General features: G+C 59.0%; 24 protein-coding genes. 12 read left to right on the plus strand and 12 right to left on the minus strand.

Annotated elements, in window-relative coordinates; translation table 11 throughout:
- The first annotated feature begins 57 nt into the window (after positions 1 to 57).
- Positions 58 to 1212: a peptide chain release factor aRF-1 gene (gene prf1 / locus ACZ5PA_RS05560; RefSeq protein WP_464929349.1), complete on the plus strand. Its 1155-nt coding sequence runs from the start codon at positions 58 to 60 to the stop codon at positions 1210 to 1212.
- Here the strand turns inward: prf1 and ACZ5PA_RS05565 are convergent.
- Entirely contained in the window at positions 1209 to 1886 is a 678-nt protein-coding gene (locus ACZ5PA_RS05565; RefSeq protein ID WP_464929350.1) for a hypothetical protein, read from the minus strand. The two genes, prf1 and ACZ5PA_RS05565, sit on opposite strands and share 4 nt — an antisense overlap.
- Before the next feature lie 63 nt (positions 1887 to 1949).
- On the opposite strand from ACZ5PA_RS05565, the gene ACZ5PA_RS05570 reads away from it, so the two are divergent.
- Both ACZ5PA_RS05570 and ACZ5PA_RS05575 read left to right on the plus strand, forming a co-directional pair.
- The gene (locus tag ACZ5PA_RS05570; protein WP_464929351.1) at positions 1950 to 2816 is read left to right on the plus strand and encodes an ABC transporter ATP-binding protein; all 867 of its coding nucleotides are present in this window, start codon (positions 1950 to 1952) and stop codon (positions 2814 to 2816) included.
- The gene (locus ACZ5PA_RS05575) at positions 2816 to 3607 is read left to right on the plus strand and encodes an ABC transporter permease (protein ID WP_464929352.1); all 792 of its coding nucleotides are present in this window, start codon (positions 2816 to 2818) and stop codon (positions 3605 to 3607) included. Before ACZ5PA_RS05570 ends, ACZ5PA_RS05575 begins: the two co-directional genes overlap by 1 nt.
- Here the strand turns inward: ACZ5PA_RS05575 and ACZ5PA_RS05580 are convergent, their stop codons facing one another.
- Complete coding sequence (locus tag ACZ5PA_RS05580) at positions 3608 to 4483, minus strand: S1C family serine protease (protein ID WP_464929353.1); 876 nt, start codon at positions 4481 to 4483, stop codon at positions 3608 to 3610.
- A gap of 59 nt (positions 4484 to 4542) precedes the next feature.
- Between ACZ5PA_RS05580 and ACZ5PA_RS05585 the strand changes: the two genes are divergently transcribed.
- Positions 4543 to 5352, plus strand: coding sequence for an aldo/keto reductase (locus ACZ5PA_RS05585; RefSeq protein WP_464929354.1), 810 nt, complete (start codon positions 4543 to 4545; stop codon positions 5350 to 5352).
- Positions 5353 to 5470: 118 nt separating this feature from the next.
- Positions 5471 to 8107 carry an aconitate hydratase AcnA gene (gene acnA / locus ACZ5PA_RS05590; protein ID WP_464929355.1) on the plus strand — a complete coding sequence of 879 codons (2637 nt, stop codon included), beginning with the start codon at positions 5471 to 5473 and terminating at the stop codon, positions 8105 to 8107.
- A gap of 6 nt (positions 8108 to 8113) precedes the next feature.
- On the opposite strand, the gene ACZ5PA_RS05595 is transcribed toward acnA, so the two are convergent.
- On the minus strand, positions 8114 to 8392 hold the full coding sequence (locus ACZ5PA_RS05595; RefSeq protein ID WP_464929356.1) for an ATP cone domain-containing protein: 279 nt from the start codon (positions 8390 to 8392) through the stop codon (positions 8114 to 8116).
- A gap of 166 nt (positions 8393 to 8558) precedes the next feature.
- On the opposite strand from ACZ5PA_RS05595, the gene tpiA reads away from it, so the two are divergent.
- Positions 8559 to 9236, plus strand: a complete 678-nt coding sequence (tpiA, locus tag ACZ5PA_RS05600) for a triose-phosphate isomerase (RefSeq protein ID WP_464929357.1) — start codon at positions 8559 to 8561, stop codon at positions 9234 to 9236.
- Positions 9237 to 9287: 51 nt separating this feature from the next.
- Here tpiA and ACZ5PA_RS05605 read toward each other — a convergent pair whose 3' ends face one another.
- From ACZ5PA_RS05605 to cimA, 9 genes are all read right to left on the minus strand, one after another.
- Positions 9288 to 10106, minus strand: coding sequence for an ABC transporter permease subunit (locus ACZ5PA_RS05605; RefSeq protein WP_464929358.1), 819 nt, complete (start codon positions 10104 to 10106; stop codon positions 9288 to 9290).
- Positions 10103 to 10885: an ABC transporter permease subunit gene (locus ACZ5PA_RS05610; RefSeq protein WP_464929359.1), complete on the minus strand. Its 783-nt coding sequence runs from the start codon at positions 10883 to 10885 to the stop codon at positions 10103 to 10105. Before ACZ5PA_RS05610 ends, ACZ5PA_RS05605 begins: the two co-directional genes overlap by 4 nt.
- A gap of 59 nt (positions 10886 to 10944) precedes the next feature.
- Positions 10945 to 12429 (minus strand): extracellular solute-binding protein, encoded by a 1485-nt coding sequence (locus tag ACZ5PA_RS05615; RefSeq protein ID WP_464929360.1) that lies wholly within the window; start codon positions 12427 to 12429, stop codon positions 10945 to 10947.
- 77 nt (positions 12430 to 12506) lie between these two features.
- Positions 12507 to 13238 carry a thioredoxin gene (locus ACZ5PA_RS05620; RefSeq protein WP_464929361.1) on the minus strand — a complete coding sequence of 244 codons (732 nt, stop codon included), beginning with the start codon at positions 13236 to 13238 and terminating at the stop codon, positions 12507 to 12509.
- A 21-nt stretch (positions 13239 to 13259) separates the two neighbouring features.
- Positions 13260 to 13652, minus strand: coding sequence for a winged helix-turn-helix domain-containing protein (locus tag ACZ5PA_RS05625; RefSeq protein WP_464929362.1), 393 nt, complete (start codon positions 13650 to 13652; stop codon positions 13260 to 13262).
- A gap of 33 nt (positions 13653 to 13685) precedes the next feature.
- Positions 13686 to 14117, minus strand: a complete 432-nt coding sequence (locus ACZ5PA_RS05630; RefSeq protein ID WP_464929363.1) for a hypothetical protein — start codon at positions 14115 to 14117, stop codon at positions 13686 to 13688.
- A 38-nt stretch (positions 14118 to 14155) separates the two neighbouring features.
- Positions 14156 to 14626, minus strand: coding sequence for a hypothetical protein (locus ACZ5PA_RS05635; protein ID WP_464929364.1), 471 nt, complete (start codon positions 14624 to 14626; stop codon positions 14156 to 14158).
- A gap of 364 nt (positions 14627 to 14990) precedes the next feature.
- Complete coding sequence (locus ACZ5PA_RS05640; RefSeq protein WP_464929365.1) at positions 14991 to 16133, minus strand: hypothetical protein; 1143 nt, start codon at positions 16131 to 16133, stop codon at positions 14991 to 14993.
- A gap of 22 nt (positions 16134 to 16155) precedes the next feature.
- Positions 16156 to 17805 carry a citramalate synthase gene (gene cimA / locus ACZ5PA_RS05645; RefSeq protein WP_464929366.1) on the minus strand — a complete coding sequence of 550 codons (1650 nt, stop codon included), beginning with the start codon at positions 17803 to 17805 and terminating at the stop codon, positions 16156 to 16158.
- A 137-nt stretch (positions 17806 to 17942) separates the two neighbouring features.
- Between cimA and ACZ5PA_RS05650 the strand changes: the two genes are divergently transcribed.
- The 6 genes from ACZ5PA_RS05650 (at position 17943) to ACZ5PA_RS05675 (ending at position 23077) form a co-directional block, all read left to right on the plus strand.
- Positions 17943 to 18473, plus strand: coding sequence for a hypothetical protein (locus ACZ5PA_RS05650; protein WP_464931228.1), 531 nt, complete (start codon positions 17943 to 17945; stop codon positions 18471 to 18473).
- Positions 18474 to 18573: 100 nt separating this feature from the next.
- Positions 18574 to 18969 (plus strand): NADH-quinone oxidoreductase, encoded by a 396-nt coding sequence (locus tag ACZ5PA_RS05655; RefSeq protein WP_464929367.1) that lies wholly within the window; start codon positions 18574 to 18576, stop codon positions 18967 to 18969.
- On the plus strand, positions 18966 to 19190 hold the full coding sequence (locus ACZ5PA_RS05660) for a ferredoxin:quinone oxidoreductase (protein ID WP_464929368.1): 225 nt from the start codon (positions 18966 to 18968) through the stop codon (positions 19188 to 19190). The genes ACZ5PA_RS05655 and ACZ5PA_RS05660 overlap by 4 nt, the downstream gene beginning before the upstream one ends.
- The gene (locus ACZ5PA_RS05665) at positions 19183 to 20421 is read left to right on the plus strand and encodes a complex I subunit 5 family protein (protein ID WP_464929369.1); all 1239 of its coding nucleotides are present in this window, start codon (positions 19183 to 19185) and stop codon (positions 20419 to 20421) included. The genes ACZ5PA_RS05660 and ACZ5PA_RS05665 overlap by 8 nt, the downstream gene beginning before the upstream one ends.
- Complete coding sequence (locus ACZ5PA_RS05670; protein WP_464929370.1) at positions 20412 to 21977, plus strand: proton-conducting transporter transmembrane domain-containing protein; 1566 nt, start codon at positions 20412 to 20414, stop codon at positions 21975 to 21977. Before ACZ5PA_RS05665 ends, ACZ5PA_RS05670 begins: the two co-directional genes overlap by 10 nt.
- Positions 21974 to 23077: a proton-conducting transporter transmembrane domain-containing protein gene (locus ACZ5PA_RS05675; RefSeq protein WP_464929371.1), complete on the plus strand. Its 1104-nt coding sequence runs from the start codon at positions 21974 to 21976 to the stop codon at positions 23075 to 23077. The genes ACZ5PA_RS05670 and ACZ5PA_RS05675 overlap by 4 nt, the downstream gene beginning before the upstream one ends.
- Positions 23078 to 23086: the final 9 nt, after the last annotated feature.

A 23086-nucleotide genomic window follows, 5' to 3' on the forward strand; every position in this document is an offset into this window, starting at 1 on the left:
GGGTAGCAGAAAGCCTATGTGCGTCAAGTATTTATAGGGATTTTGCGTAGAACCGCCATGATAAATCGTCCTCCTAACGGCGTTTATGTCGCCAAGACGGCCGTGGAGCTCAGGGCCTTTATCAACTTACTCAAGAAGTTCAGAGGATACGCGACGACGTTGATCACGCTCTACATCAACAGTGAGAGGCCCATGCCCGACGTATTGTCCTTGCTCCGCAGCGAGTGGTCCACGGCGTCTAACATAAAGGACAAGACCACGCGTACCCACGTCCAGGACACCTTAGAGCGAATCGTGAACAATTTAAAGGGCGAGGCCAAAGCGCCCGAGAACGGCATGGCCGTCTTCGCGGGGTTCCACATGATAAACCCCGGCAACTACGAGTGGGTCTACTACGTGGTGGTGCCGCCGCAGCCCATCTACACCTTCAAGTACATATGCGATACGACGTTCCACACGGAGATACTGGAGGAGCAGATCAAATCGAGCACGGCCTACGGCATAGTGGTCGTCGAGAGGGGCGAGGCCGTGTTGGCCGTGTTGAGGGGAGGCCAATGGGAGATCATAAAGACCGTGCAGTTCTTCGTCCCCGGGAAGCACAGCGCTGGCGGCCAGTCGGCCAACCGCTACAAGCGACAGACCGAACATTTGGCCGAGACTTTTTACAAGCTTGTGGCGGAGGAGGCGAATAAGGTGTTCCTCTCCATGCCGGGCCTCAAGGGCTTGATCGTGGCGGGGCCAGGCCCTACCAAGGAGGACTTCCTCGAGGAGGGCGGCCTCGACTACCGACTCAAGGACAAAGTGCTCGCGGTTGTATCGGCTTGTTGCGCCAACGAATACGGCGTTATAGAGGCTATAAGAAACGCCGAGGAGCAGCTCAAGGAGAGCGAATACGTCAAGGCCAAGGAGCTGATGGACAAGGTGATGTATTACGCCGTGAAGAAGAGCGACTATATGGTCTACGGCAAGGAGAAGGTCGTAAAGGCCATGGAGATGGGCGTAGCCGACGTGGTGGTGGTAGCCGAGGAGCTAGGCGAGGACGAGGTGCTCGACCTCATCATGCGGGGTGACTCCAAGGGCGTCAAGGTCGAGGTGGTGCCCAGGGGCGTCGAAGAGAGCAAGACGTTGGTCCAAGCATTCGGCGGATACGTCGCCTTATTGAACACACCTGCTTCAATAGTCTTTCACGAAGAGGCCGTGGCCACTAGCTAACGCGCCGCCTCTCTATAAGCCAACATCTCGGCGATATACTCCGCGAAGAGGACTAAGCCGCCTACATAATAAACCGACGGCAAATACGATAATAGAAAGCCGATTATTAGCAGTACCAACGCGACGGCGAAGAGGCCGACTCCGGCGCGTTTGCGGAGGTCGTTGAGGGTCAACGCCTTGGCGACGACTAACAACAAGTACATGGCCTCGACTACGATAAATATGCCGAGGAGCATCGGCTCTTCCAAGATCGCCTCATACGCGCGCATTGGATACGCCTCGATGCGCGCTAAGAGCGCCGGGCGGTACAGAGCCAACGCGGCGGCAAAGATAGCCACGAGCGCGGCCATCGCTATGGGCCCCCAAGCCAGCCACCAAGCCCATTTCACCCCGAGCCTATGCAAGGCGCGATAGCCTCTAAATATGTATAGGAAGAACACTAGGATAAGCGCCGCCAACAAGAAGCCGATTAAGGCGAGGCCCGCAACGGCGAAGATCATCGGAGCTGAGGCGCCCGAGATGGCTGGACGCGGGAGGCGCGTCGGCAACGCGGGGATCGTGGATAGAAAAATCGCTATCGCCAGCCCCAAAGATAGGGCCAGTACGGCCAACAAGACTATTAGCTGGTAGAGATAGCCCTTGTAGAGCGTGCGCATGGCCTCTTTGAAGTCCATATGAGGCAGAGGGCTTGTGTTAATATCTCTTAAGATTTAAATATGCGATATATCGATTTCTACGTGGACGCCGTGTTTTTCGACGACGTCTCCAAGAGGTTCGGCCGCGTCGTCGCCGTCGAGGACGTCACGTTGCGCGTGGCCGAGGGCCGGGCAATCGCCTTGGTCGGCCCCAATGGAGCCGGCAAGACCACTCTACTCAAGCTAGCCGCCGGGATCCTGGCGCCCGATAAGGGCGAGGTCTACGTCCACGGCAGTCCGGCGCGAACGCCGAAGGCCAAGAGGTCGGTCGGCTTCGCCACGCCCATGGACAGAGGCGTCTACTGGAGGCTCACCGCTGTGGACAACTTGGTGTTCTTCGGAGCGCTTTACGGCCTCTCCGTGAGAGAGGCGAGGAGGAGGGCCCTCCAGCTCCTAGACGAGCTCGGGCTGAGGGAGCGGGCCCACGACCTAGTCGCCGGCTACAGCACGGGCATGATGAGGAGGCTCGAGCTCGCGAGGGCCTTGATACACGACCCCGACGTTTTGCTCTTGGACGAGCCGACCAGCGGCATGGATGTCGACGCCAAGAGGATCGCCTTGAATTACCTCAAGAAGCTCAAGGGAGACAAGACTATCTTAATAGCGTCGCACGATCCCCAGGAGATAGCGTTGGCGGACTCCGTAGTGTACCTCAACAAGAGGATAATCGGCGAATCGCCCAGCTTGAAGCTGGTGAGGCTGTTGATAGAAGGGCCCGCCCCCCGCGACGGCGCATCGGTGGTCGAAATAGACAAGGGCAGATATTTAGTGACATTAGACGTTCGGCAGTTGGGCGAATACGTCGCCAAGCTGGGCGGCGCGCGGATACTCGACGTAGAGGTGTTGACGGCCGTGGCCGAGGACAACGCGAGGAGGTCCGAGAGGCTCGGGAGGAGGTGGGGGGACTGATGGGCGTTCTGGACAAGCTCTACGTCTTCTTGGTAATCAGGGGCTTCAAGATATGGGCCAGCTACAGGACCCAAGTCGCCTTGACGGTTGCGAACTGGGCCATCCCGGTCTTCATATACTTCTTCGTGGGCTTGACATTGGGCAGAGGCGCGTTGGTCAACGACTACACCGCCTTCGTGGTCGTGGGCACGGCGTTTCAGGGGTACTTCTCGGCCTCCGTCGTGACGCTCGCCGGCAGGTTGAGGAATGAGGAGTTGATCGGCACGTTGGAGTACCTCGTAGCGTCCCCGCTCAGCCCGATGTCCCTCATGCTCTACAACACTGCGTGGGGATTGGCCATAAACTCGCTGAGCGCTATCTCTGTGTTGTTAATAGGCCTAGGCCTCGGCGTTAGGTACTCGGTCGATCCGATCTCGGCGGCCGTGGTGCTGGGCCTCTACCTAGCGTCGATAATAGGCTTGAACCTAATCGCGGGGGCCGTAGTCTTGATAGTCAAACAGGGCAACCCCGTGGCGTTGTTCACCTCTGTCGCCTCGAACCTCCTCGGAGGCGTCGTCTTCCCCGTCTCGGTGTTGCCGCAATGGCTGAGGTACGCGAGCTACGGCCTATCCCTCACTTGGGCGCTCGACGGCTTGAGGATGGCCTTGTTGCAAGGCGCCGGGCTAGGCGCCATATGGCCCGACCTCTGGCGCCTCGCTGTAGTCGCCTCGGCCTATTTGGCCGTGGGATTCGCCTTGACCGAATACGCGTTCCGCAAGATGTTGAAGGACGGCTCAGTGCATATGTACTGATCACAGCTCCAACGTCCTACCTCCCCTGATCACCCTCAGCTTGGGCGCCCGCCCCTCCACGACCGCCTCGGCCAAGGCCAGCCTGAGCTGGAACACGTTCTCGACGGGCTTCCCGTCCACGGCGACTATGATATCGCCTCTGCGGACCCCCGCCTCCTCCGCGTAGGAGCCGGGCTGGACGGCGGCCACCAAGAGGCCTTTATTAACCGGGAGGCCGTAGAACGAGGCCATGGCTTTGTTTATAGCAGCGACATAGACGCCCAGAGTAGGCCTCGCATAGCGGCCGTATTTGCGGTATATCTCCAACATTACCCTCACGAAATCTATGGGCACCGCGAAGCCGATCCCTTGGGCTCCCGCTATTATGGCCGAGTTGACGCCGACGGCCTCTCCTGACGAGTTCACGAGGGGTCCGCCCGAGTTGCCGGGGTTTATGGCCGCGTCGGTCTGTATCAAGAACTCGAAAACCCTATCGCCTACGCGGAGCGACCTCCCCACAGCGCTGACTATCCCCAGAGTCGCGGTGGGCTTGTCCAACAAGGCCAAGGGGTAGCCTATGGCCAACACAGGCTGGCCCACCTTGAGTCTCAACGCGCTCCCGAGGGGTATTGAGGGGGTCCTCAGCTCGGAGTACAACAAGGCTAAGTCATCAGCAGGATCGGTAGCTATCACGACGGCGTCTGCCTTGTCGCCTTCCGGAGTCGCCAAGACGATCTCCTCGGCCGAGGCTATGACGTGGTGAGCCGTGGCGTAGATCCCGTTTCCTATGGAGAAGGCGGTGCCGAAGCCCAAATCGCCAGTGTAGAAGTCCACCTGCCTTGTGACGACTCCGACCACGGACGGCGAGATCCTCTCCACGAGGTCGCTGAAGTCCATCGTAGATATCCTGGATATAGTTTAAAAGCGTTTATTTAAATAGGCGAGATAGGAGCTCCATGGAGCAGAAGTGTTTCAAGAACATCGGCTGCGTCTCGGCGCTGGGGATAGGCACGTCGGGGCTGGGAGGCGATTTGTGGAGGGCCGATACGTCCAAGGACGAACAGCATTTAGCCGTCTTGGCCAACGCGCTCGCCAACGGCTTATGGGTCATCGACACCTCAGAGGTCTACGGAGGGGGCCACGCCGAGGAGCTAGTGGGCAAAGCTCTGTCCACGTTCGCCAAAATGGATAGAGAGAGGATAATCGTGATCACTAAGTTCTGGCCTGATGAAGTGGACAGGATAATAACCGCGGCGAGGGCCTCGGCGAGGAGGCTCGGCACGTACATAGATATCTATATGCCCCATGGACCTCTTCCAGATATATGTAAATCGGTGAGATATTTCGAGATGTTGATAGATGAAGGGGTTATAAGATTCTGGGGCTTGAGCAACGTCACAGCGTCGAAGATAAAAGAGGCCAGAGAGTGCGCTAAGAAATACGACGTGGTCGCTGTGGAGAACGTGTACAACTACATCAACAGATTAGATGAATACGAAGCCTTGCCGTACGCCCAAAAAGAGGGGCTCCTGTACGTGGCGGCCAGCCCCCTCGCCAGGGGGCTCGTCGTCGAGAACTACAAGCTTCGCCGAGTTGCGGAAAGACTGGGCAAGACGCCGTCACAAGTCGCCTTGCGATGGCTCATGGAGAAGCCGAACGTTGTGCCGATACCGAGGACCGGCAGGCCCGAGAGGGTGTTGGAGTTCGCTGGCGCCTACGGTTGGCGGCTCCCCGAGGAGCTCCTCAAGGAGCTGGACGCTAGGTAGCTAGTTGTTTATTAAAAATCTAGGGGGCGCTATTTGCCGACGCGAGAAGCGCTTATGGCTAAACCAACCACGCTTAATGCCATGAAGAATAATTAAATATAGAGCGCACGTAGGGACTATGCCGTACTCGAAGGCCGAGGCCAAGCTAGTCGTCGGGACGCGCGCGTATAGGATATACAAACTGAAAGCGCTCGAAGCCGAGGGATACGACGTGGAGAGGTTGCCCTACAGCATAAGGGTCCTCCTCGAGAACGTGCTCAGGAACTTCGACGGTAGGGACATAAACGAGGAGCATCTAGAGGCGCTGGCCCGTTGGAACCCAAAGAACCCCGAGGGCGAGGTCGCGTTGAAGATCACTAGAGTGGTGATGCAGGACTACACGGGCGTGCCCGCCGTAGTGGACTTGGCCACCATGAGGGATATAGCGGCTCGGTCGGGCGCGGATCCCAAGGTGATAAACCCGAGGGTGCCCGTTGATTTGATCATAGACCACTCTGTGCAGGTGGACTACTGGGCATCGCCGCAAGCTCTCTCCATGAACATACGCCTAGAGATCGAGAGGAACAAGGAGAGGTATGTGTTCCTCAAGTGGGCGCAGAACGCCTTCAAGAACTTCAGAGTATTCCCGCCCGGCACGGGCATAATACACCAAGTAAACCTCGAACACTTGGCCAAGGTGGTCTGGACTGAGGGCGACGCGGCCTTCTTCGAGACGCTAGTAGGAATGGACAGCCACACAACTATGATAAACGGCCTCGGCGTGGTGGGCTGGGGCGTCGGCGGCGTGGAGGCCGAGGCGGCGATGTTGGGGGAGCCTATAACTATCAAGGTGCCGAGGGTCGTCGGTGTGAGGCTTTACGGCGAGCCGAGGCCCGGCGTGACGGCCACGGACATAGTCTTGTCGATAACCGAGGCGTTGAGGAAGGTAAACGTCGTCGACGCTTTCGTGGAGTTCTTCGGCGAGGGCGTGCGCAAGTTGTCCGTCCCCGACAGGGCCACGATAGCCAACATGGCGCCCGAGTACGGGTCCACGATAGGCCTCTTCCCCGTCGACGGCAATACGCTTGAGTACCTCGCCGCCACTGGAAGGCCAGAGGAGTTAGTCGCCCTCGTCAAGAAGTACTACGAAGAGCAAGGGGTCTTCGGCGGTGTCGAGGGCGCGGAGTACAGCCAAGTGGTGGACTTCGACCTATCCTCGGTAGAGCCGTCCACGGCCGGCCCCACTCTGCCGTGGCAGAGGAGGGGGCTCTCCGACGTGCCGAAGAGCTTTGTCGAGTTCTTGGCGCAGAGAAAGAAGCGCGATAAGAGGAAGGTCGTGGAGATAGAGATCGGCGGAAGGAAAGTCGAGTTCGGCGACGGCGACGTCGCAATAGCGGCGATAACCAGTTGCACCAACACCTCTAATCCATACCTCTTAGTCGCGGCGGGCCTGGTTGCCAAGAAGGCCGTCGAGGCGGGCCTGGAGGTCCCGCCCTACGTCAAGACCAGCTTCGCCCCGGGCTCCCGCGCCGTGGAGGAGATCTTGAGGAGAGCTGGGCTGCTCCAGTACCTCGAGAAGCTCGGCTTCCACGTAGTGGCCTACGGCTGCACTACGTGTATAGGCAACTCGGGGCCTCTGCCCGAGCCCATCGCCAAGGCCATAAGGGAGGGGGACATAATGGCGGCCGCGGTCTTGTCGGGCAACAGGAACTTCGAGGGCAGAGTACATCCCGACATAAGGGCGGCCTACCTCGCGTCGCCGCCGCTCGTGGTGGCGTACGCCCTCGCCGGCTCGGTCATGAAGGACTTGTCCAAGGACCCCGTCGGTTACGGGAGAGGCGGAAAGCCTGTGTACTTGAGGGATATCTGGCCCAGCCCCGAGGAGGTGAACGAGGTCGTGTCGAGGGCCATGGAGCCCAGGATATATGCCGAGAAGTACTCGAAGATAGGCGAGCTTGTGCCGGAGTGGAACGAGCTGAGGGCGCCTTCAGGCGACCTATACCCGTGGAGGCCCGACGACACCTATATACAGCCCTCGCCGCTCTTCGAGGGGAAGCCGACCACCGGCGATATAATAAACGCCAGGCCTCTGCTTATCTTGGGGGACAGCATAACTACGGACCATATATCGCCGGCGGGCTCTATCCCAAAGGACAGCCCAGCGGGGAAGTTCTTGGAGTCCATGGGCGTCCAGCCCAAGGACTTCAACACGTTCGGCGCCAGGAGGGGCAACTGGATGGTCATGGTCAGGGGGACTTTCTGGAGCAAGGGCTACACGAACAAGATGGGCGGAGGGCTCGAGGGCGGGTACACCATAAAGTACCCGGAGGGCGTGAAGATGACGGTGTTCGAGGCCGCCGAGAAGTACAAACAAGAAGGAGTGCCGCTGGTTATATTAGCCGGCAAGACCTACGGCGCCGGCTCCAGCAGAGACTGGGCCGCCAAGGGCCCCAAGCTGCTCGGCATAAAGGCGGTGATAGCCGAGAGCTTCGAGAGGATACACCGCTCGAACTTGACCATGGTCGGCATAATCCCAATTCAACTGCCCCCCGGCATTACCGTCGATAGCCTAGGGCTGGACGGCTCTGAGACCATAGACGTGGTGGGCCTCGCCGATTTGGCCCCCGGCAAAGAGGTCGTGGTGAGGATACATAGGAAGGACGGGAGGATCGACGAAATAAAGGCCAAGGCCGCCGTCTATACGTGGGCCGAGGTGGAATACATAAAACACGGCGGGATATTGCCCTACGTCTTGAAGAAGCTGTTGCAGAAGTGAAAAAAGCTAGACTTGGAGCTCCTTATCGGTCTGCCTCCGTTTGACGGCCCTGTCAAAGACTATCCAGCTGCGGTACCACTCCTCGTTGGCCTTCTTGAGCTCGGCCAAGATCATCTTGGCCAAGTCCTTCGCGGTGACGGCCTCGCTGTCTGAGACAGCGCATTCTATTTTCCTAGCTATTTTCCTGGCGATGTCGATGGGGGCACCCGTCTTCAACACGCTCACCACGATCTTCTCGGGGATGAACTCCTCCTCTCTGCCGTCCCTCTTTATGACCTTGACCATATTTGCTATAAGAACTATTTTAAAAAATTTTCTCTAAGTAACACTACTCGACAAACTTAGTATGTTAACTAGGCTTCCGAGGCGTTTTTCATAAGTGGACGCACGAGGTCTTGTTGAGTGTACGCCAGAAGGAGTAAGTTTAAAACTAGTTATGGCGGCTAGGGCTATGAAGTTGCCTATACTAATAATAAATTTTAAGGCATATGGGGAAGCGGCTGGGCGAAAGGCGGTGGACATAGCCAAGGCTGCTGAGCGGGTTGCTAAAGAGCTCGGCGTCAACATAGCAGTTGCGCCGAACCACCTCGAGCTGGCCCTAGTGGCGCAATCAGTGGAAATCCCGGTATACGCTCAAGGCGCAGACGCAGAGGCGCCGGGCGCCCACACGGCCCACGTGGCGGTGGACAACGTGAAGGAGGCCGGCGCCTCGGGCTTAATACTCAACCACAGCGAAGCGCCTCTTAAGCTCAACGAGTTGGCCAAGCTTGTGGCCAAGGCCAAGGCCATCGGCCTAGACGTAGTGGTCTGCGCGCCGGACCCGAGGACGAGCTTAGCGGCGGCCGCCCTAGGGCCTCACGCCGTGGCAGTCGAGCCGCCCGAGTTGATAGGGACGGGCAGAGCGGTCTCCAAGTACAAGCCTGAGGCCGTCGTGGAGACCGTCGAGTTGGTCAAACGACATTTCCCGGACGTCGCCGTGATAACGGGGGCTGGTATAGAATCCGGCGAGGACGTCGAGGCCGCCTTGAGGCTCGGCACAAGCGGCGTGTTGTTGGCCAGCGCTGCGGTTAAGGCTAAGGACCACTACGCCAAGATCTTGGAGTTGGCGAGGCCTTTAACAAGACGTTGAGGGATCTAGTCGGCCGAATCGACGCCTATTTTCTGCCCAACCGAAGGCGCGTTAGGCTTTGCCGCCGGTGCCCAGCGCGAGGAGCCCCCTTATGAAGTATCTGCCGAGCGCTACGAAGACCAAGAGAGGCGGGAGTGACGCTATGAGCGCTGCGGCGTACATCTGGTTGTAGACGTTTCCCGTCTGGCCCGTGAAGCTGAAGAGGGTGAGCATCACGTGCTTGGTGTAGCCCCTGGTCAACACTAACGGTATGAAGAGGTTATTCCACCCTTGTATTGTCAAGAATATGGCCGTGGAGACGAAGCCGGGTCCCATCAGGGGCAACACCACGCGTCTGAATAAAATGAACTCAGACGCGCCGTCTATCTCCGCGGCCTCCACGACTTGTCTGGGGAGAGCCGTCATGAATATGTACATCATCAACGTAGCGAATGGTATGTAGAAGACCAAGAAGGCCAGCGCTAAGCCCAGAAGTGTGTTATACAACCCCAACGATTTAATGAAATCCACCAGCGGCACCAGAGCGACTTGATATGGCAGATACGTGGCTATGGCTATAGTCGTGACGAGGCCGTCCCTCAATCTGCCCACTAGCCGTAATAGGGCATAGGCGCCCATGGAGCCCACGAAGGCCGCCGTCAACGCCACGGGGATGACCACCATCGCCGTGTTGAACAAGGGCACGGCGAGATACCCTGCAGCTGAGGTCAAGCTGCTTGTGTCGACAACAGTCGGCGGGGTGAGGACGGACGTGGACATGACTTCGGAGAGATTCTTGAGCGAGCCCACCAACATGGCGTACAGCGGGATGGCCCAGACCACACCTACGACGATTATGATGAGGTATGCGAAGAGCGCGCGGGTGCTCATAGCTTGAGCCACCTCCTGAACCCGTATAAGGAGTATGGTATCACTATAGCCGCCGACAAGGCCAATACGACTATGGCCGTGGCGCTCGCCGTGGCGAAATAAAGCGTGACGAATTTGAAGTACGTATAGATCACTAAGGTCATCGTGAAGGGGTTCAAGAAAAGCATCGTGTAGGGCAGATCGAACATCTGGATTGAGAATAACGTGTAGAAGACCGTGGCTATTATCAAGGCTTGTCTCGACTGCGGTATCACTACTCTCAACATCACGTTGATCGTATTGGCTCCGTCGACGTACGCGCTCTCTATCTGCGACTTGTCCACGTTGTAGAACATGGCGAGGTAGAATAAAACGCCCAAGCCCGTGTACACCCAAACAGACACCAACGCGGCGCTCCAGAAGGCGTTGGGGCCTTGTAGCCACAAGATCTTGGTCCCCAACACGGCGTCTATGCCGCGGTCCACGTCGAAGAGCCAACGCCATATGATGCCGGACGCCACCAACGAGACCGATAATGGATATATGAAAAACGCAGTTGCGATGTTCCTAATTCTCGGGCTATTTATGTTGTAAATAGCAGAGGCTATTAATATAGCTAATAAATTGCCGGCGGCTACCAGTATCACTACCCACAACAAGGTCCTCTCGAGGGATGAGATGAAATCAGGATCCGAGAAGAGGGAGGCGAACGTCGCCAAGCCGACGAACTGAGGCCTTGGGTGTAGTATTGAGTAATTAGTCAGCGCTATGTAGAAGTTCCACAACACGAAGTAGTACAAAATACCGGCAAAGAGTAACGCTGGGATGAGGAAAAAAAGAAGGGAGGTTTTCATGAGGCCTAGGACGTAGCGGTGGCGTTGCCCCAGAACTTATTGTTGGGGAAGCCCATGTACCAGCCGCTCCATTCTTGCTTCTCCGTGCTAAGCGCCTTGGCCACGCTGGAGTACCACAAGTTCACATTACCGGTCTGAGTCAATACGACGATCTGCTGGAGCAAGTTCTGCCACACGTCGGAGAACAAGCCGCCGTGCGTCAACGAGAAGACGTAGAATCTCGCGTTGCGATATTGCTGGGCCTCCCATTGTTGGACCACGGTTGGGTATATCGACGCGCTTATGTTCTTATATGTGGCTATGGAGCCCTTGATGGGGTTGAATATCATCTGGCCTTGCGGTCCTGCGAAGAACTTGGCGAAGAGTATTCCGTAAGATTGCTCGGGGCCGACGGGCACGGCGACCGAGTCGATCACTAGGCTATAGACGCCTTGCGTGCCGGGGAACGGAGCGAATATAATATCGCAATTAGGCGTGATGTTGTCCACAGTGCACATCGTCACGTTGGGGTACACATTATGTATCAAGCCGACGGCCCAATCGCCGTCCACGTGGGCCAAGGCCTTGCCTTGCACCACGTCGGCCACGGCGCCGGTCCAATCAACGCCGGCCCAATCAGGCGATAGATACTTAGTCAAGTTGAGGTACAGTTGTGTGGCTTGTATAATGGACGGGTCGTTGGCCGGCAATGTCCCATACAAGAACTGCATGAACTTATAAGGCCCGCCCACGGCCAAGAACAAGTTCTCCCAAGTCTGCAACAAGGTGAACTGGTCGGCGCCTCCCAAGACGAGGCAAGGTATGCCCGCGGCCGCCGCCTTCTGGCACACCGCCAAGAGATCTTGCACCGTGGTGGGCACAGAGGCACCTATCTTGTCTAGGAGGTGTTTATTGTACATGATCAGATTCGCCCTATGGACGTCCACGGGCAGTGAGTACATGCCGCCGTTGAGGGAACAAGCCCACGCTACGCCTGGCGCCTGCTGGATCAAGCCTATCTGTTGCGCCACGGACGTCATGTTGGTAAAGGAGTTAGCGCCGTTAGGCGCCGCGTAGATATAGCTTATCATCTCGGGGCCGCAGTGGACTTGGAACGCGGCAGGCGGTTTGCCCGCTTGTATAAGCGTGAGTATGGCTATCTTGGCATTAACGCCGGCGCCGCCGGGCACCGCCGTCTTTTCGACCTTTATCCCGTAGATCTTAGTGAAGTTCCCTATGACAGCGTCTATGGCGAACCTCTCAAGGCCAGCCCACCAAGTGTAGAAGGTTATAGTGAGCGGCCCAGTCGTCGTAGTGGTCGTCGAGGGCGCAGTCACTGTGACTGTCTGGACCACAGTTGTGGCGGATCCGCTCACTGTCGTGACTGACGTAACCACCGAGGTTACTGTGACGGGAGTAGGCGGCGCCGAAGGCCTCATGGCCAAAATAGCGGCCACCACGGCTATTACCACAATAACTACGATTATGCCTATAAGTAGACTCGTGCGCATGTGCTGTATACATAATTATCTTTTAAGTATTATGTACGCAACACGTCTAACTACAGCCGCTTTATAACAGCGTATGTTTAGCCGAATAACGAAAGGAACTCGCTATCGGAGGATATCGCCGATTGCTCCTCGGCTATTTTGGCCAAGTAGTGCTCGCCCCGCTCCTTCAATAAAGCCGCTAGGGCGTTGGCGATGTCCTTGTCCACGTGGGGCCTCGGGTATTGGAGGCCCAACCTCCCCACCGTGGCCTTGGCGAGTAGCCATAAGGACGCCCGTTCGGCGTCCACGGACGCCGGGTTTAGGCCGAGCCAATAAAGCTCTCTGACCAGCCCGTAGGCCAAGGCCTTCAGCATCCTCTCCTTGTTCTCCTCGAAGAGCCGCGCGTCGCGCCTCGATATCTCCTCGGCCGCCGCCTCGGCGATCTTCGGCGATCCGCGAGCCCGAGCCCTCGTGAGTACCTCGACGACCTCTCGATCGGCCAATATGGGCTTGAAGGACTTGTGCAACACGACGAGGGATAAAAGGGCTTGGTTGTACAAGACGCCCGTGACGAAGTTCTCCACGGCCTCCTCGACCGACAGCTCGGCCTTGGCCGAACCGCTCAATAATGCCTCGAGGTCGTCCGCGGTCACGGGATCGTATAGGACTAACCTCCCGTCGACGAACACGGCGGGGATTCCCAAGACAGCTCGCCTCAAATCGGCGAGGGAGGCCGGGACGAACTTGACGGGGAGCCCCCTCGCCTTGACGTCCTTGTAGAGCTTCCAGCTGGAGGCGCAGGTGTGGTGGACCACGACCGATATCTCCACGACCTCCGCAACGGGCCCAGTTTAAATCTTTGCGTCTTTTTGTTCCCTCTCCTTATAGCGCTCCTCCGCGATCTCCTTGACGAGCTCGGCCAGATGCGGAGCCCTCTTGGCCAACCTCTCGACGGCCTCGGCTACCGTCATGTTGGGCTTTATGCCGTACGCCATGAGGGTCAACACTAAGTCCTCGAGGATATCCTCGACCTTTATGATGTTGAGCACGTCGGCGTCGAGGTTTATAGCGGCGTATCTCCTGTTGCCGATCTTGTAGGTCTTGACGAGCCCCTGTCTTTCTAGGTAAAAGATATGCCATTGGGCCGCTCCGTAGCTCAAGCCGAGGCTCTTCGCGATCTTGTGGACGGGTTGGGGGCCCTCTTTACGGAGGAGGTCCAGAATGCTGGTCTTGACCTCATCCACATGTTTTTAATTAAACGATAATAAAGCTTTTCGTTACCCAAAGCTGAGTCTAATAGGTTTTAGATATGCGTCTATCAACTCCGGCTTAAGGCCTCTCTCCCTCAAATACGCCGAGGCCTCCTCTGGGCCGACGCCGGGGAGCACTACTATATACGCCAACCGCGCGTCCACGTCGAAGGACGCGGCCGCCACATACGGCGGTAGGTCGCCCTCGACGAGGTCCTTGAGCTTCCAAGGATCGCCGCGTCCTAACTCGAAGACGTAGTGGGGCAAGACGAGCTCGTAGCCCAAGTCCATGACCCTCCTCACAGCCTCGGCGGGCTGGATCGCCGCCTCGTCTATCTCCAACACGACGTTATCGCCGTCGATGTAGGCGTTGTATATTCCGGGGATTGCCATCAGCATTTGGACCATCCCCTCATCGGCATAGGACCTAGACGCCAACTTGACGGATATCGTCCTCATGGAAAAGCCGATTCCCAAATTAAAAGCGTCTTAGCGCCTCAGCCCGTCTGAAGCCGCGGAGATTGGCTCCCGAAACGCTCCATGAAGTATGCCAAAAGCAAAGACAACGCGAACTCAGCGATTATCCCAAAGGCGGCGTAGTCGACTCCTGGGGCGGGGACTACGGCCGCGGCTCTGGAGATCGCCGATATCGCGGCCAACGCTAGTCCGAAAATAGCGCCGATGGAGAACCAAGGCATCTTGAGCTTATCCCAAACGACGGCCATTATCAAGCCCATAATTACGTAAACAACAACCCCGCCGACGATCGCGGCCACGTATGAGATCGAGATGGACAATTGAACGACTTGCTCTACCTGGCTGGGCGTTAAGGGGGCGCCGGAATTCGCGAGCGTTTGCCTCAAGACCTCGGCTATATAATCCTTGTTCAAGTATATAAACGCATCCGAGACGGCGCCGGAGACGACGCCGGTCACGGCACCCCACTTGGTGCCTGTGCTCAACTTCACGAGGCTGAATGCGGCGGATATAAAAACCTCCAGCCGCTCTGACTTCATCCGCCCTAAAGGGCAAGGGCTCCCTCCGGGCGGTTTACTGGCTCGTTGCGCGGCGCCCTCACTCTCACGACCTCATCGCTGATGGACGCGCACGCCCACCTCGCCCAGCGGTATACCACAGACAGGGCTCCGGTCCATTACCCCCATCCCTCCGCGGGGATTGCCCCCACCTCCTAGAGACTCGGGGGTATGGACGATATAGTGCGGCGTTAACTCTTCGCTTAGCACTTTCCCTGCGCGGAGACACTTGTGGCCCTTGTTATGTGCCCGCGCTCGTGGGCTTCCTCCACAAGGGCGCGTCTCGGGGCGTGCGCCGTCAACCTCTCCATTCCTCTTGCTTATAGCGATCGCCGAGTAGCCTCATAGCCGCCGCCTCCTCGCCGAGATAGAAGGCGTGGTCGGGGAGCAGCTTGGCGGCCTCCCGGAGCAGGAGACGCCTATCGGCTCCAAAACGCCTGAGGAGGACTCCGTCCGCGGCGTAGTGCAAAACGGCGCCTTCGGCGAGCACGAAGCTCCCCCTGGGATCGTAGACCTCTCTCCCGTACGCGGTCCTCCACTCCCTTTCGACGAGCGCCTTGGCCTCCTCGAGGAGGTCCAAGGGCAGACGGGAGTCGAGCAATATATACGAGATGAGGCCCGGCCTAAGGCCCGCCGCCTCGGCCTCCTTAGCGAACACAAGCGCGGTGCTGGCAAGCTCCTCTCGGAGGCCTCTCATGACCTCGCAATCGCGTACGAGCAAATCGGCGTAGGCCCAGCCGTCGTCCTCGATCGCTTGCAACACGACGCAAGGGCCGTGGCCCGCGCCGCGTCCTCCCCTCAAGGCCGATCTTATGGCCTCGGCCGAACACGTCTTGGGAGCGCCGACGACGTCCGCCGACCTCTGGCCCCAGAGGCCCAGTTGCGCGATGACGGAGGCCCTCAAGTCGCCCTTGCGTTTGTGTCCGTACGTCAACAGATAATCGACGATTTTAACCCAGAGGTAATACGGCGATGTGTCGTAGAGGATTCCCCAGCCGATCGGCCGCGGATGCCCCGGCATCTCCTTAGGCGGGGCTATGGGCAGAGGCACGGCGGCGCGGGGAGGCCTGGGCTTATAGCTAGATCTAATCGCCTCGGCGAGGGCTCTCGGATCGCCGTAGCGCCCTCTGAGGTCGATTACCTTGAGGGACAACTCAGCCGCCCTCTCGCACGGGATTCTGGCCCACTCCCCGCATTTGCCGCTCAACGCGTCCACTAACGCTTGTCCAGACCCCGTGAGGTCTGGGCCGTATATTATCACGGTGTCTATAGAAAGCAGCCGCTCGGCCAACGAGGCCAAGAGGTAGTTAACGCCGTCTTTGCTGTAGAGCGGAGTCGCCGCGGCTACCATCTTCTTGACGTCCTCGGGGAGCGAGGCCAGCACGGCCTCTGGCTTAGCCCAGAGCGTCACTAACAACAAATTGCTATTCGTCGATGCCACAAGGAAAGGCGCGCGTTGGATATTAAGTTTTGGCCGCGCCGGGGGCCCGAAGGGTCGGCCACGTCTGTAGCGCGAAGTCGTACGCATCGACTATGGCCCTTATCGACGCCTCGACGACGTTGCTAGACACGCCGACGGTGCGCCATAGCCTCTCGCCGTCGGTGAACTCGACGGTGACTCGCACGATGCTTTCAGTGCTCTTGACAATAGTTGGGAGCACGACTCTATAGTCGGTTAGATAAACTCGTTGTAGCTCCGGGAAGGCCGAGGTGAGCGCGCGCCGCAACGCCACATCGACCGCGTGGACAGGCCCGACGCCCTCGCCGGCCTCTAACAACTCCCTTCCGCCCACCAGCACTTTAACCACGGCGAAGGCGGCCGATGTGGGGCCGGTCACGACTCGCCACTCCAACAACTTGAACTTATCCCTATATAGGCCGAGGTGTTTGAGGAGCACCAACAAAGCCGAGGCTGGGGCCGAGTCGAAGGAGTAGCCGGCCCTCTCCAGCGCCTTTATCTCCTCCAAGGCCCTTCTCACTTCCTCGCGCCTTTTATCCAACGAGAGCCCGAGCTCCTCCGCCGCTTTCAACACCAAGCTGGCGGACCCAGCCACCTCCGACACGACAATTACCCTCTTATTGCCCACGAGGCTGGGGTCTATGTGTTCATACGCCCTGGGCACTTTCATGACGGCGTCTGCGTGGACGCCGCCTTTGTGGGCAAAGGCAAACTCCCCCACGTACGGCTGGTAGGGGTTTGGCTGAAGCCCCAGCGCCTCGTACACAAACCGCGACACCTCCCTCAGCTTAGAAAACTTGACCTGGGGCGGCTCGTCTCTCAACACTCTCAGCCCCATCTTCAGCTCCAGGGTGGGCAACACGGCCGTTAAGTCGGCGTTGCCCGTCCTCTCCCCCACGCCGTTTATCGTCCCCTGGACGTGCCTCGCCCCCGCCGCCACGGCCATTAAGGTGTTCGCCACGGCGCAGCCGATGTCGTTGTGCATATGGGCGCCGAGGGGCATGGCCGGAAACCCCCTCTTCACATCTTGCGTGATCCTGTACACCTCGTGGGGCGGAGTCCCCCCGTTGGTGTCCGCCAGCACCACCGTCTTGGCGCCCGCCTTCCACGCAGTCTCGATAGACTGCAGAGCCCTTTCCGGGTCCTCCTGGTAGCCCTGGTAGAAGTGCTCTGCGTCGTATATCACCTCTAGGCCGTGTTGTCTAAGATACTCCACACTCTCCGCGATCATGGACAAGTTCTCCTCCCACGTAGTCTCCAACACCTTCTCCACGTGGAGCGTCCAGCTCTTGCCGAATATGACTGCCACAGGGACGTCCGCCTTGATGAGGGAGTTAAGCGACTCGTCCCTCTCCGGCCGCGTGCCCTTCTTGCGAGTGCTGCCGAAGGCGGCCAGCTTGGCCTTAGACAGTGGGTACTCTCTCATGGCCTTGAAGAACTCGTAGTCCTTGGGGTTGGAATAAGGCCAGCCGCCCTCTATGTAATCAACGCCGAGCTCGTCGAGCTTTAAGGCGAGCTTGATCTTGTCCTCGAGCGTGAACGAGACGTTGGCGCCTTGCGCCCCATCTCTCAGAGTCGTGTCCAAGACCTCGACACGATCCCCGACATGACCCCACGAATGGACTTCTATATAAATTTTATTGCAATGAGGCATGCTATATAGCTACGGCGGGATCGGCCGATAGTATGTGTAATACTCTACGCGATGTGTATTTATATACTCCTCTAATATCGTTTGTGGACAAAAAGAGGGAAAGAATCAATATAGCTGTATCTAAGGAGGTCGCTGAGATGTTGGCCGATATAGCCGAACAGTCCGGCATGACCCAGTTTGCGTTAGCAAACCAAATATTGAGCACAGGCCTCGAGCTGTTCAAGCAAGGCTACAGCGTATCCCAGATCAGGGAGATAGCCCAGTTCTACAAGGTGCTGACAGAGCTCGAGATTGTACCAATACCGGGCAGAGTGCTGGATAGGATGATAGTGGAGATGCACAAGGTGAGCCCCGAGGCGGTCGAGAAGGCGTGGTGTGAGGGCGGCAAGATGATAGCCGGCTATATCAAGGCCGTATTCGGCGGGCTCGAGAAGGCCGTGAACCTCGCCTCGTATGTCACGAGGGCAATCCCCGCTAGGAGGTTCGACGTGAAGGCCGAAGGGGGCGAATTCCGCATGGACGCAATCGGCGTAGGCTACAGCATAGAGAGCGTCGAGGCGACGGCGGCTGCCGTTAAGTGCCTCCTCCAAGAGCTCGGCTATGAGGTCAAGGAAGTGGCGACGGCCCCCGGCATATTGAGAGTCCATGCCGTGAGGCGAGGGCAGTAAAAATACTCATTTTAGATAAATATAATTTTCTTTACGAGGTATTAAAGAAATTTACATATATAATTGAAAAAGTTTAAAAGAGGCGCTGAACAGAGGGATCATGGATCTCTTGTTCATAATACTCGCCTCGCTAGGAGTTTTTGCCATACTCGTTACAAAGGACAACGTGCTCGCGGCCTTTACGCTATTAGCGATAGGCCTCTTGACTGCAGGATACGCGGCCGCCGTGGGGTATCCGGCCCTCTTCGTGCTGGTGGCGCTCGCCTATATCGCTTCGGCGCTAGTTCTCGTGATAGTGGCCGCCGCGGCTATCTCGGAAAACGGCGCGAGGACGGCCCTAAGGCCCTACGCCGTCCTCCCCCTAGTCCTAGCCGCGCTCGGCTTTCTGCCAGGCGGCGCGCCGCAGCCGAGACAAGTCGACCCCGGCATATTGTTGCCTATAACAGCGTTTGTGTTGTTCTCACTCCTAGTTGCGTTGAGGTTGGGGAGGCCATGACCGCCCTCTTCTTCCTCGCTCTGCTCATCGCCGGCTTGTCCGTGGTGTTGGCGTCCAGGGATAGGATCAGGGTTATAATAGGCGCGGAGCTGGCCGTGTTGGGCGCCATAGCGGCCGCGATTGCCTCGGGCGATCCCAACATGGTGGCCGTCGCCTCGGCCGTTGGCGTTGCGGATACTTTGCTTCTAGTGGCTGCGGCCTTCAAGTTGAGCCATGATTGAGGCCATCGTTCTGGCCGCGTCCGTGTTCTTGGCGGTCCTCGGATTGAGGCTGGGGCTAGCCCCGTCGCTCGCGTCGATCGCATTGACGTTGTTCCTATTGGGCAGACGCCTAGAGCTCGGCCCTCTGCCCTACGTGGGGCCCGCCGCGCTCGATTTCGGGGGCTACGCCGGCATCTTCATCGCCACGACCGCGTTGTTGGGCCTCGCCGTTTTGGTCTACTCCAAGGACTACGCGGAGCACAGAGGCCTGGGGAGGTGGTTCTACGGCGCCATGGCCCTCTACGTGATATCGTTGGAGCTGATACCGGCTTTCGACAACTTGATCTACGTCTTCATCGCCATGGAGCTCGCCGTTATAACGAGCTTCTTGCTCATATACTATTTCGGCTACGGCGATAGGGCGAGGATAGGGGTTATGTATTTCGTGTGGAGTCAAATAGGCTCCATAGCATTCCTAATCGGCGTAGCCCTCTCCGGGAAGTACGTGCCGCCGTATTACTTGCCCCTCCTCCCCGCCGCGTTGGCGATATTCGGCCTCTTGGTCAAGATGGGCACAGCGGGCGTGCACTACTGGTTGCCGTACGCCCACGCCGAGGCGCCGACTCCTCTCTCGGCCTTGTTGTCGCCCGTACACGTCGGCCTTATGTCGTATTGGTTGCTGGAGCTTCTGCCCCACACGCCGCTTCCTGCGAACTACCTCGCAGTATACGGGGCCGTCACGGCCGTGTACGGCTCTCTGCTCGTCTTCAGGGAGTTGGACGTGAAGAGGGCGTTGGCCGATTCCACTATAGCCAACATGGGCCTCCTCGCGGCGGCTGCCGCGTTGGGCGACAAAGAGGCCGTCGCGCTCTTGTTCGTGGGCCACGCCTTGGCCAAGGCCGCTATGTTCATGGTGTCCGGGATAGGGATAACGACCCAGAACGAGAGAAGGCTCGGCCTCTTGAGGCTGGACCCGTGGTCCTTCGTCGGCTCGGCGCTGGGGCTGGTGGCCCTCGCGGGCGTCTTCGGCATAACGTTGTTGGGTAAGGCCTATCTGGCCTTGTCCTCTCCGCCTTGGCTGGCCCCGCTCCTGTACTTAGCGCTCTTCGCGACGGCGGTTTACAACTTCTGGCTATTCGACAAGCTCTATAGGACCGGCAAGGCCGACTCCGCGCCTCCGCTCGCCATGGCCCTCCCCATGATATTGACCTCGATCGCGCCGTACGTCTTGTTGTTCGCGCCATGGATCTAGCGCCCTTCTTGCCCTTCGCCGCCGCTGCTGTCGACGCGTGGAGCAAGAGAGGCGTAGGCGCCATAGCGTCGGCGTTGGCCGTCATGGCCTTGGCGGGATTCGGCGACAGACTGCTGGATCTCTTGAACTTCGTCTTCCTCTTAACCGCGATATACTCCTTGTGGTACATGAAAGGCGCCGAGAGGGCCGGCTGGTACTGGGCGTGGCTCGACGTTTTCTACGGCTCCATGTTGATATTCCTCACGTCGAATAATTGGCTCTGGATCTTGGCCGGATGGGGCGGCCTAGACGCGGCCAGCTGGGCCTTGATATTGACCTATAGGGACGACTACGAGCTGGGCGCCGTGGGCGACGGCAGCGCGGGGAGGTTCGCTAAATGGCTGTGGAGGCCCTCGGACTCTGCGTTGAGGGCCATAGCGACTGTGGAGCTGGGGACGGCGGCCTTGGCCGTCGGCATGGCCATCGCGGCGGCCCAGTACGGGCCCGACGTGTCCTCGTGGCGTGCGCTACAGCCGGCGGCCGCCCTCTTGATATTATTAGCCGCCTTCGTCAAGTCGGCCCAAGCGCCGTTCACGGATTGGCTCATGACCGCGATGTCGGCGCCGACGCCGGTGTCGGCCTTATTGCACAGCGCCACCATGGTGGCGGCCGGCCCCATACTCCTCGCCAAGTTGCACCAAGCGCTGGCCCCCTACTGGGCTTACGCGCTCGTCATGGGCCTCACCACGGCCGTCTACGGAGGCGTCGTGGCCTTATGGCAGAGAGAGCCCAAGGTCTTGTTGGCCGCATCCACGGCCTCCTATTTGGGCCTCGCCACGGCGTTCTCGATCTCCAATCCGACGGCGGCTGTGTCGCTATTAGTCGCGCACGGCCTCGCTAAGGCCGCGTTGTTCATGGCAGTCGGCGAGGCCATACACGAGGCGGAGACGAGGTTCCCCGAGGGCTATTCCCCGTTGGCTAAGGCCGCCATGGTCCTCTCGTTGGCGACGCTCTTGGGCTTCGCCCCGGCCGGCGCGGCCGCGAAGGGCCTTCTGCCGGAGTGGGAGCTTGTGTTCTCCGCCCTGACGGCGGGCTATGTGGGCAAGCTCGTCCTCGGGAGCAAGACGACGGGAGGCCCCACCCCGCTCTCGGCCATTGCGCTAGTCGCCGCGGCCTTGGCGTTCGCCGAGCCGTTCCCTACGTTGGACCCTCTCTGGTCGGCCGCGTTGGTGGGCCTCGCCTTGTATAGACCCCCGCGGCTGAAGGCGCTCGAGAGGCGGCTCTATTTGCCGGAGCTGTTCGCGGCGGCCGGCAAGGCGCTGGCGGCGCTGGCAATCGCCGTCGGCCACGCCGACCTCGGGCTCGACGCAGCGCTCCTGCGGGCCCCATATGAGTGGCTCAAGCTCAGCAAGGGCGTTGCGGGCTTGGACAAGGTAATTGACGACGCGTTCCACGTAGACCTCGTCGAGGCGGTTAAGAGATTCTCGGCGCGTTTAGCCTCGCTGGACGTGCAGGTCTACGCGTACGCGGCCGGCGCCTCGGCCTTGGCCCTCTTCGTCGCCTTGATGTTGTTATGATGTGGCAACTCCCCCTCTACGTAGCTGCGCGGAGGATCACGGAGAGGGGCATAGCGGCGTATTTAGTGGACGCGGCCGCTTTCGCCTACGCCGCGTATTTGTTGGCCTCCTCCGGCAAGCCGCTCTTGGCCTTGCTCCTCGCGCCCTACCTCCTAGCGCCCTTCCTAGTGCCCAAGGGGGATCTCAGGGACTACTCGGGCCTAGCGTCCGCGTTGTCCATATACGGCGTATTGCTCATGGCATCCACGCAGCCGTACATGCAGGCGTTGGGCTTCGCCATAGCCGCCGCGGCGCCGGGGGCGTTGATAGCGGCGTCTTTAGATATCGGGAGCGTCGAGGCCTTGTTCAGGTACTTCGTGATTTCGACAATAGCCAGCAGCCTAGTGGTGGCCGGTTTGTCGATAGGCGGCCCGTTAGGATCGGCCTTGGCCTTCTCGGGAGTCGTCCTAGAGCTTGGCGCCTTCCCCGCCTTCTACTGGGTGCCCGACGTCTTCGGGAGGTCGGCGCCCGAGGGCCTCGTGTTGATATCGGGGTTGTCGAAGCTGGGCGCCGCCTTCGCCCTCATGTTGCTCCCCTTGGACATACCAGTACAGGCTTCAGTGCCCATCGCGGCCGCCACGATGTTGGCCGGCAACTTGGGCGCGACGACGAGCAAGGACCCCAGGAGGCTCTTGGGCTTCGCCTCGGTCTTCCACGCCGGGATGGCCGTGCTGGCGTTCGCGGTCTACAAGCCGCTCGCGCCCTTCTTGATGTTCGCAGACGCCGTGGGCGCCATGGGCTTGTTCTCCCAGCTCTCGTCGCCGGGGCCTCGTTGGTCTGCCTACGTATTGGCCCTCAACCAAGTGGGAGTGCCGCCGCTTCTGGGCTTTTGGCCCAAGCTCGTCCTCTTCGTCTTGACCGCGCAAGCGTTGGGGCCTGCAGTAGCTCTCTATTTGTTGGCCAACGTGGCTTGGTCGATAGTGTACTACGTGCGCTTGGCCGCGACCGTCGCGGCAGGCGGCGCCGCGCGACCGCCAGCGTCCGCGTTAGTCGCGGCGGCTTTCGGCGCCTCGGCGCCTTTGTGGTTGCTCCAGCTAATGCCATTTATTTCGTTACATTAAAAATCATTA

It is taken from the genome of Thermoproteus thermophilus (assembly GCF_055392855.1).

Coding starts and splice junctions, on each gene's coding strand:
- ACZ5PA_RS05650 (WP_464931228.1), top strand. CDS start 17,943: ATGTTGGCCGATATAGCCGAACAGTCCGGCATGACCCAGTTTGCGTTA.
- ACZ5PA_RS05615 (WP_464929360.1), bottom strand. CDS start 12,429: ATGCGCACGAGTCTACTTATAGGCATAATCGTAGTTATTGTGGTAATA.
- ACZ5PA_RS05655 (WP_464929367.1), top strand. CDS start 18,574: ATGGATCTCTTGTTCATAATACTCGCCTCGCTAGGAGTTTTTGCCATA.
- ACZ5PA_RS05675 (WP_464929371.1), top strand. CDS start 21,974: ATGATGTGGCAACTCCCCCTCTACGTAGCTGCGCGGAGGATCACGGAG.
- ACZ5PA_RS05630 (WP_464929363.1), bottom strand. CDS start 14,117: ATGAGGACGATATCCGTCAAGTTGGCGTCTAGGTCCTATGCCGATGAG.
- ACZ5PA_RS05585 (WP_464929354.1), top strand. CDS start 4,543: ATGGAGCAGAAGTGTTTCAAGAACATCGGCTGCGTCTCGGCGCTGGGG.
- ACZ5PA_RS05575 (WP_464929352.1), top strand. CDS start 2,816: ATGGGCGTTCTGGACAAGCTCTACGTCTTCTTGGTAATCAGGGGCTTC.
- ACZ5PA_RS05665 (WP_464929369.1), top strand. CDS start 19,183: ATGATTGAGGCCATCGTTCTGGCCGCGTCCGTGTTCTTGGCGGTCCTC.
- ACZ5PA_RS05660 (WP_464929368.1), top strand. CDS start 18,966: ATGACCGCCCTCTTCTTCCTCGCTCTGCTCATCGCCGGCTTGTCCGTG.
- acnA (WP_464929355.1), top strand. CDS start 5,471: ATGCCGTACTCGAAGGCCGAGGCCAAGCTAGTCGTCGGGACGCGCGCG.
- tpiA (WP_464929357.1), top strand. CDS start 8,559: ATGAAGTTGCCTATACTAATAATAAATTTTAAGGCATATGGGGAAGCG.
- cimA (WP_464929366.1), bottom strand. CDS start 17,805: ATGCCTCATTGCAATAAAATTTATATAGAAGTCCATTCGTGGGGTCAT.
- ACZ5PA_RS05565 (WP_464929350.1), bottom strand. CDS start 1,886: ATGGACTTCAAAGAGGCCATGCGCACGCTCTACAAGGGCTATCTCTAC.
- ACZ5PA_RS05670 (WP_464929370.1), top strand. CDS start 20,412: ATGGATCTAGCGCCCTTCTTGCCCTTCGCCGCCGCTGCTGTCGACGCG.
- ACZ5PA_RS05580 (WP_464929353.1), bottom strand. CDS start 4,483: ATGGACTTCAGCGACCTCGTGGAGAGGATCTCGCCGTCCGTGGTCGGA.
- ACZ5PA_RS05605 (WP_464929358.1), bottom strand. CDS start 10,106: ATGAGCACCCGCGCGCTCTTCGCATACCTCATCATAATCGTCGTAGGT.
- ACZ5PA_RS05595 (WP_464929356.1), bottom strand. CDS start 8,392: ATGGTCAAGGTCATAAAGAGGGACGGCAGAGAGGAGGAGTTCATCCCC.
- prf1 (WP_464929349.1), top strand. CDS start 58: ATGATAAATCGTCCTCCTAACGGCGTTTATGTCGCCAAGACGGCCGTG.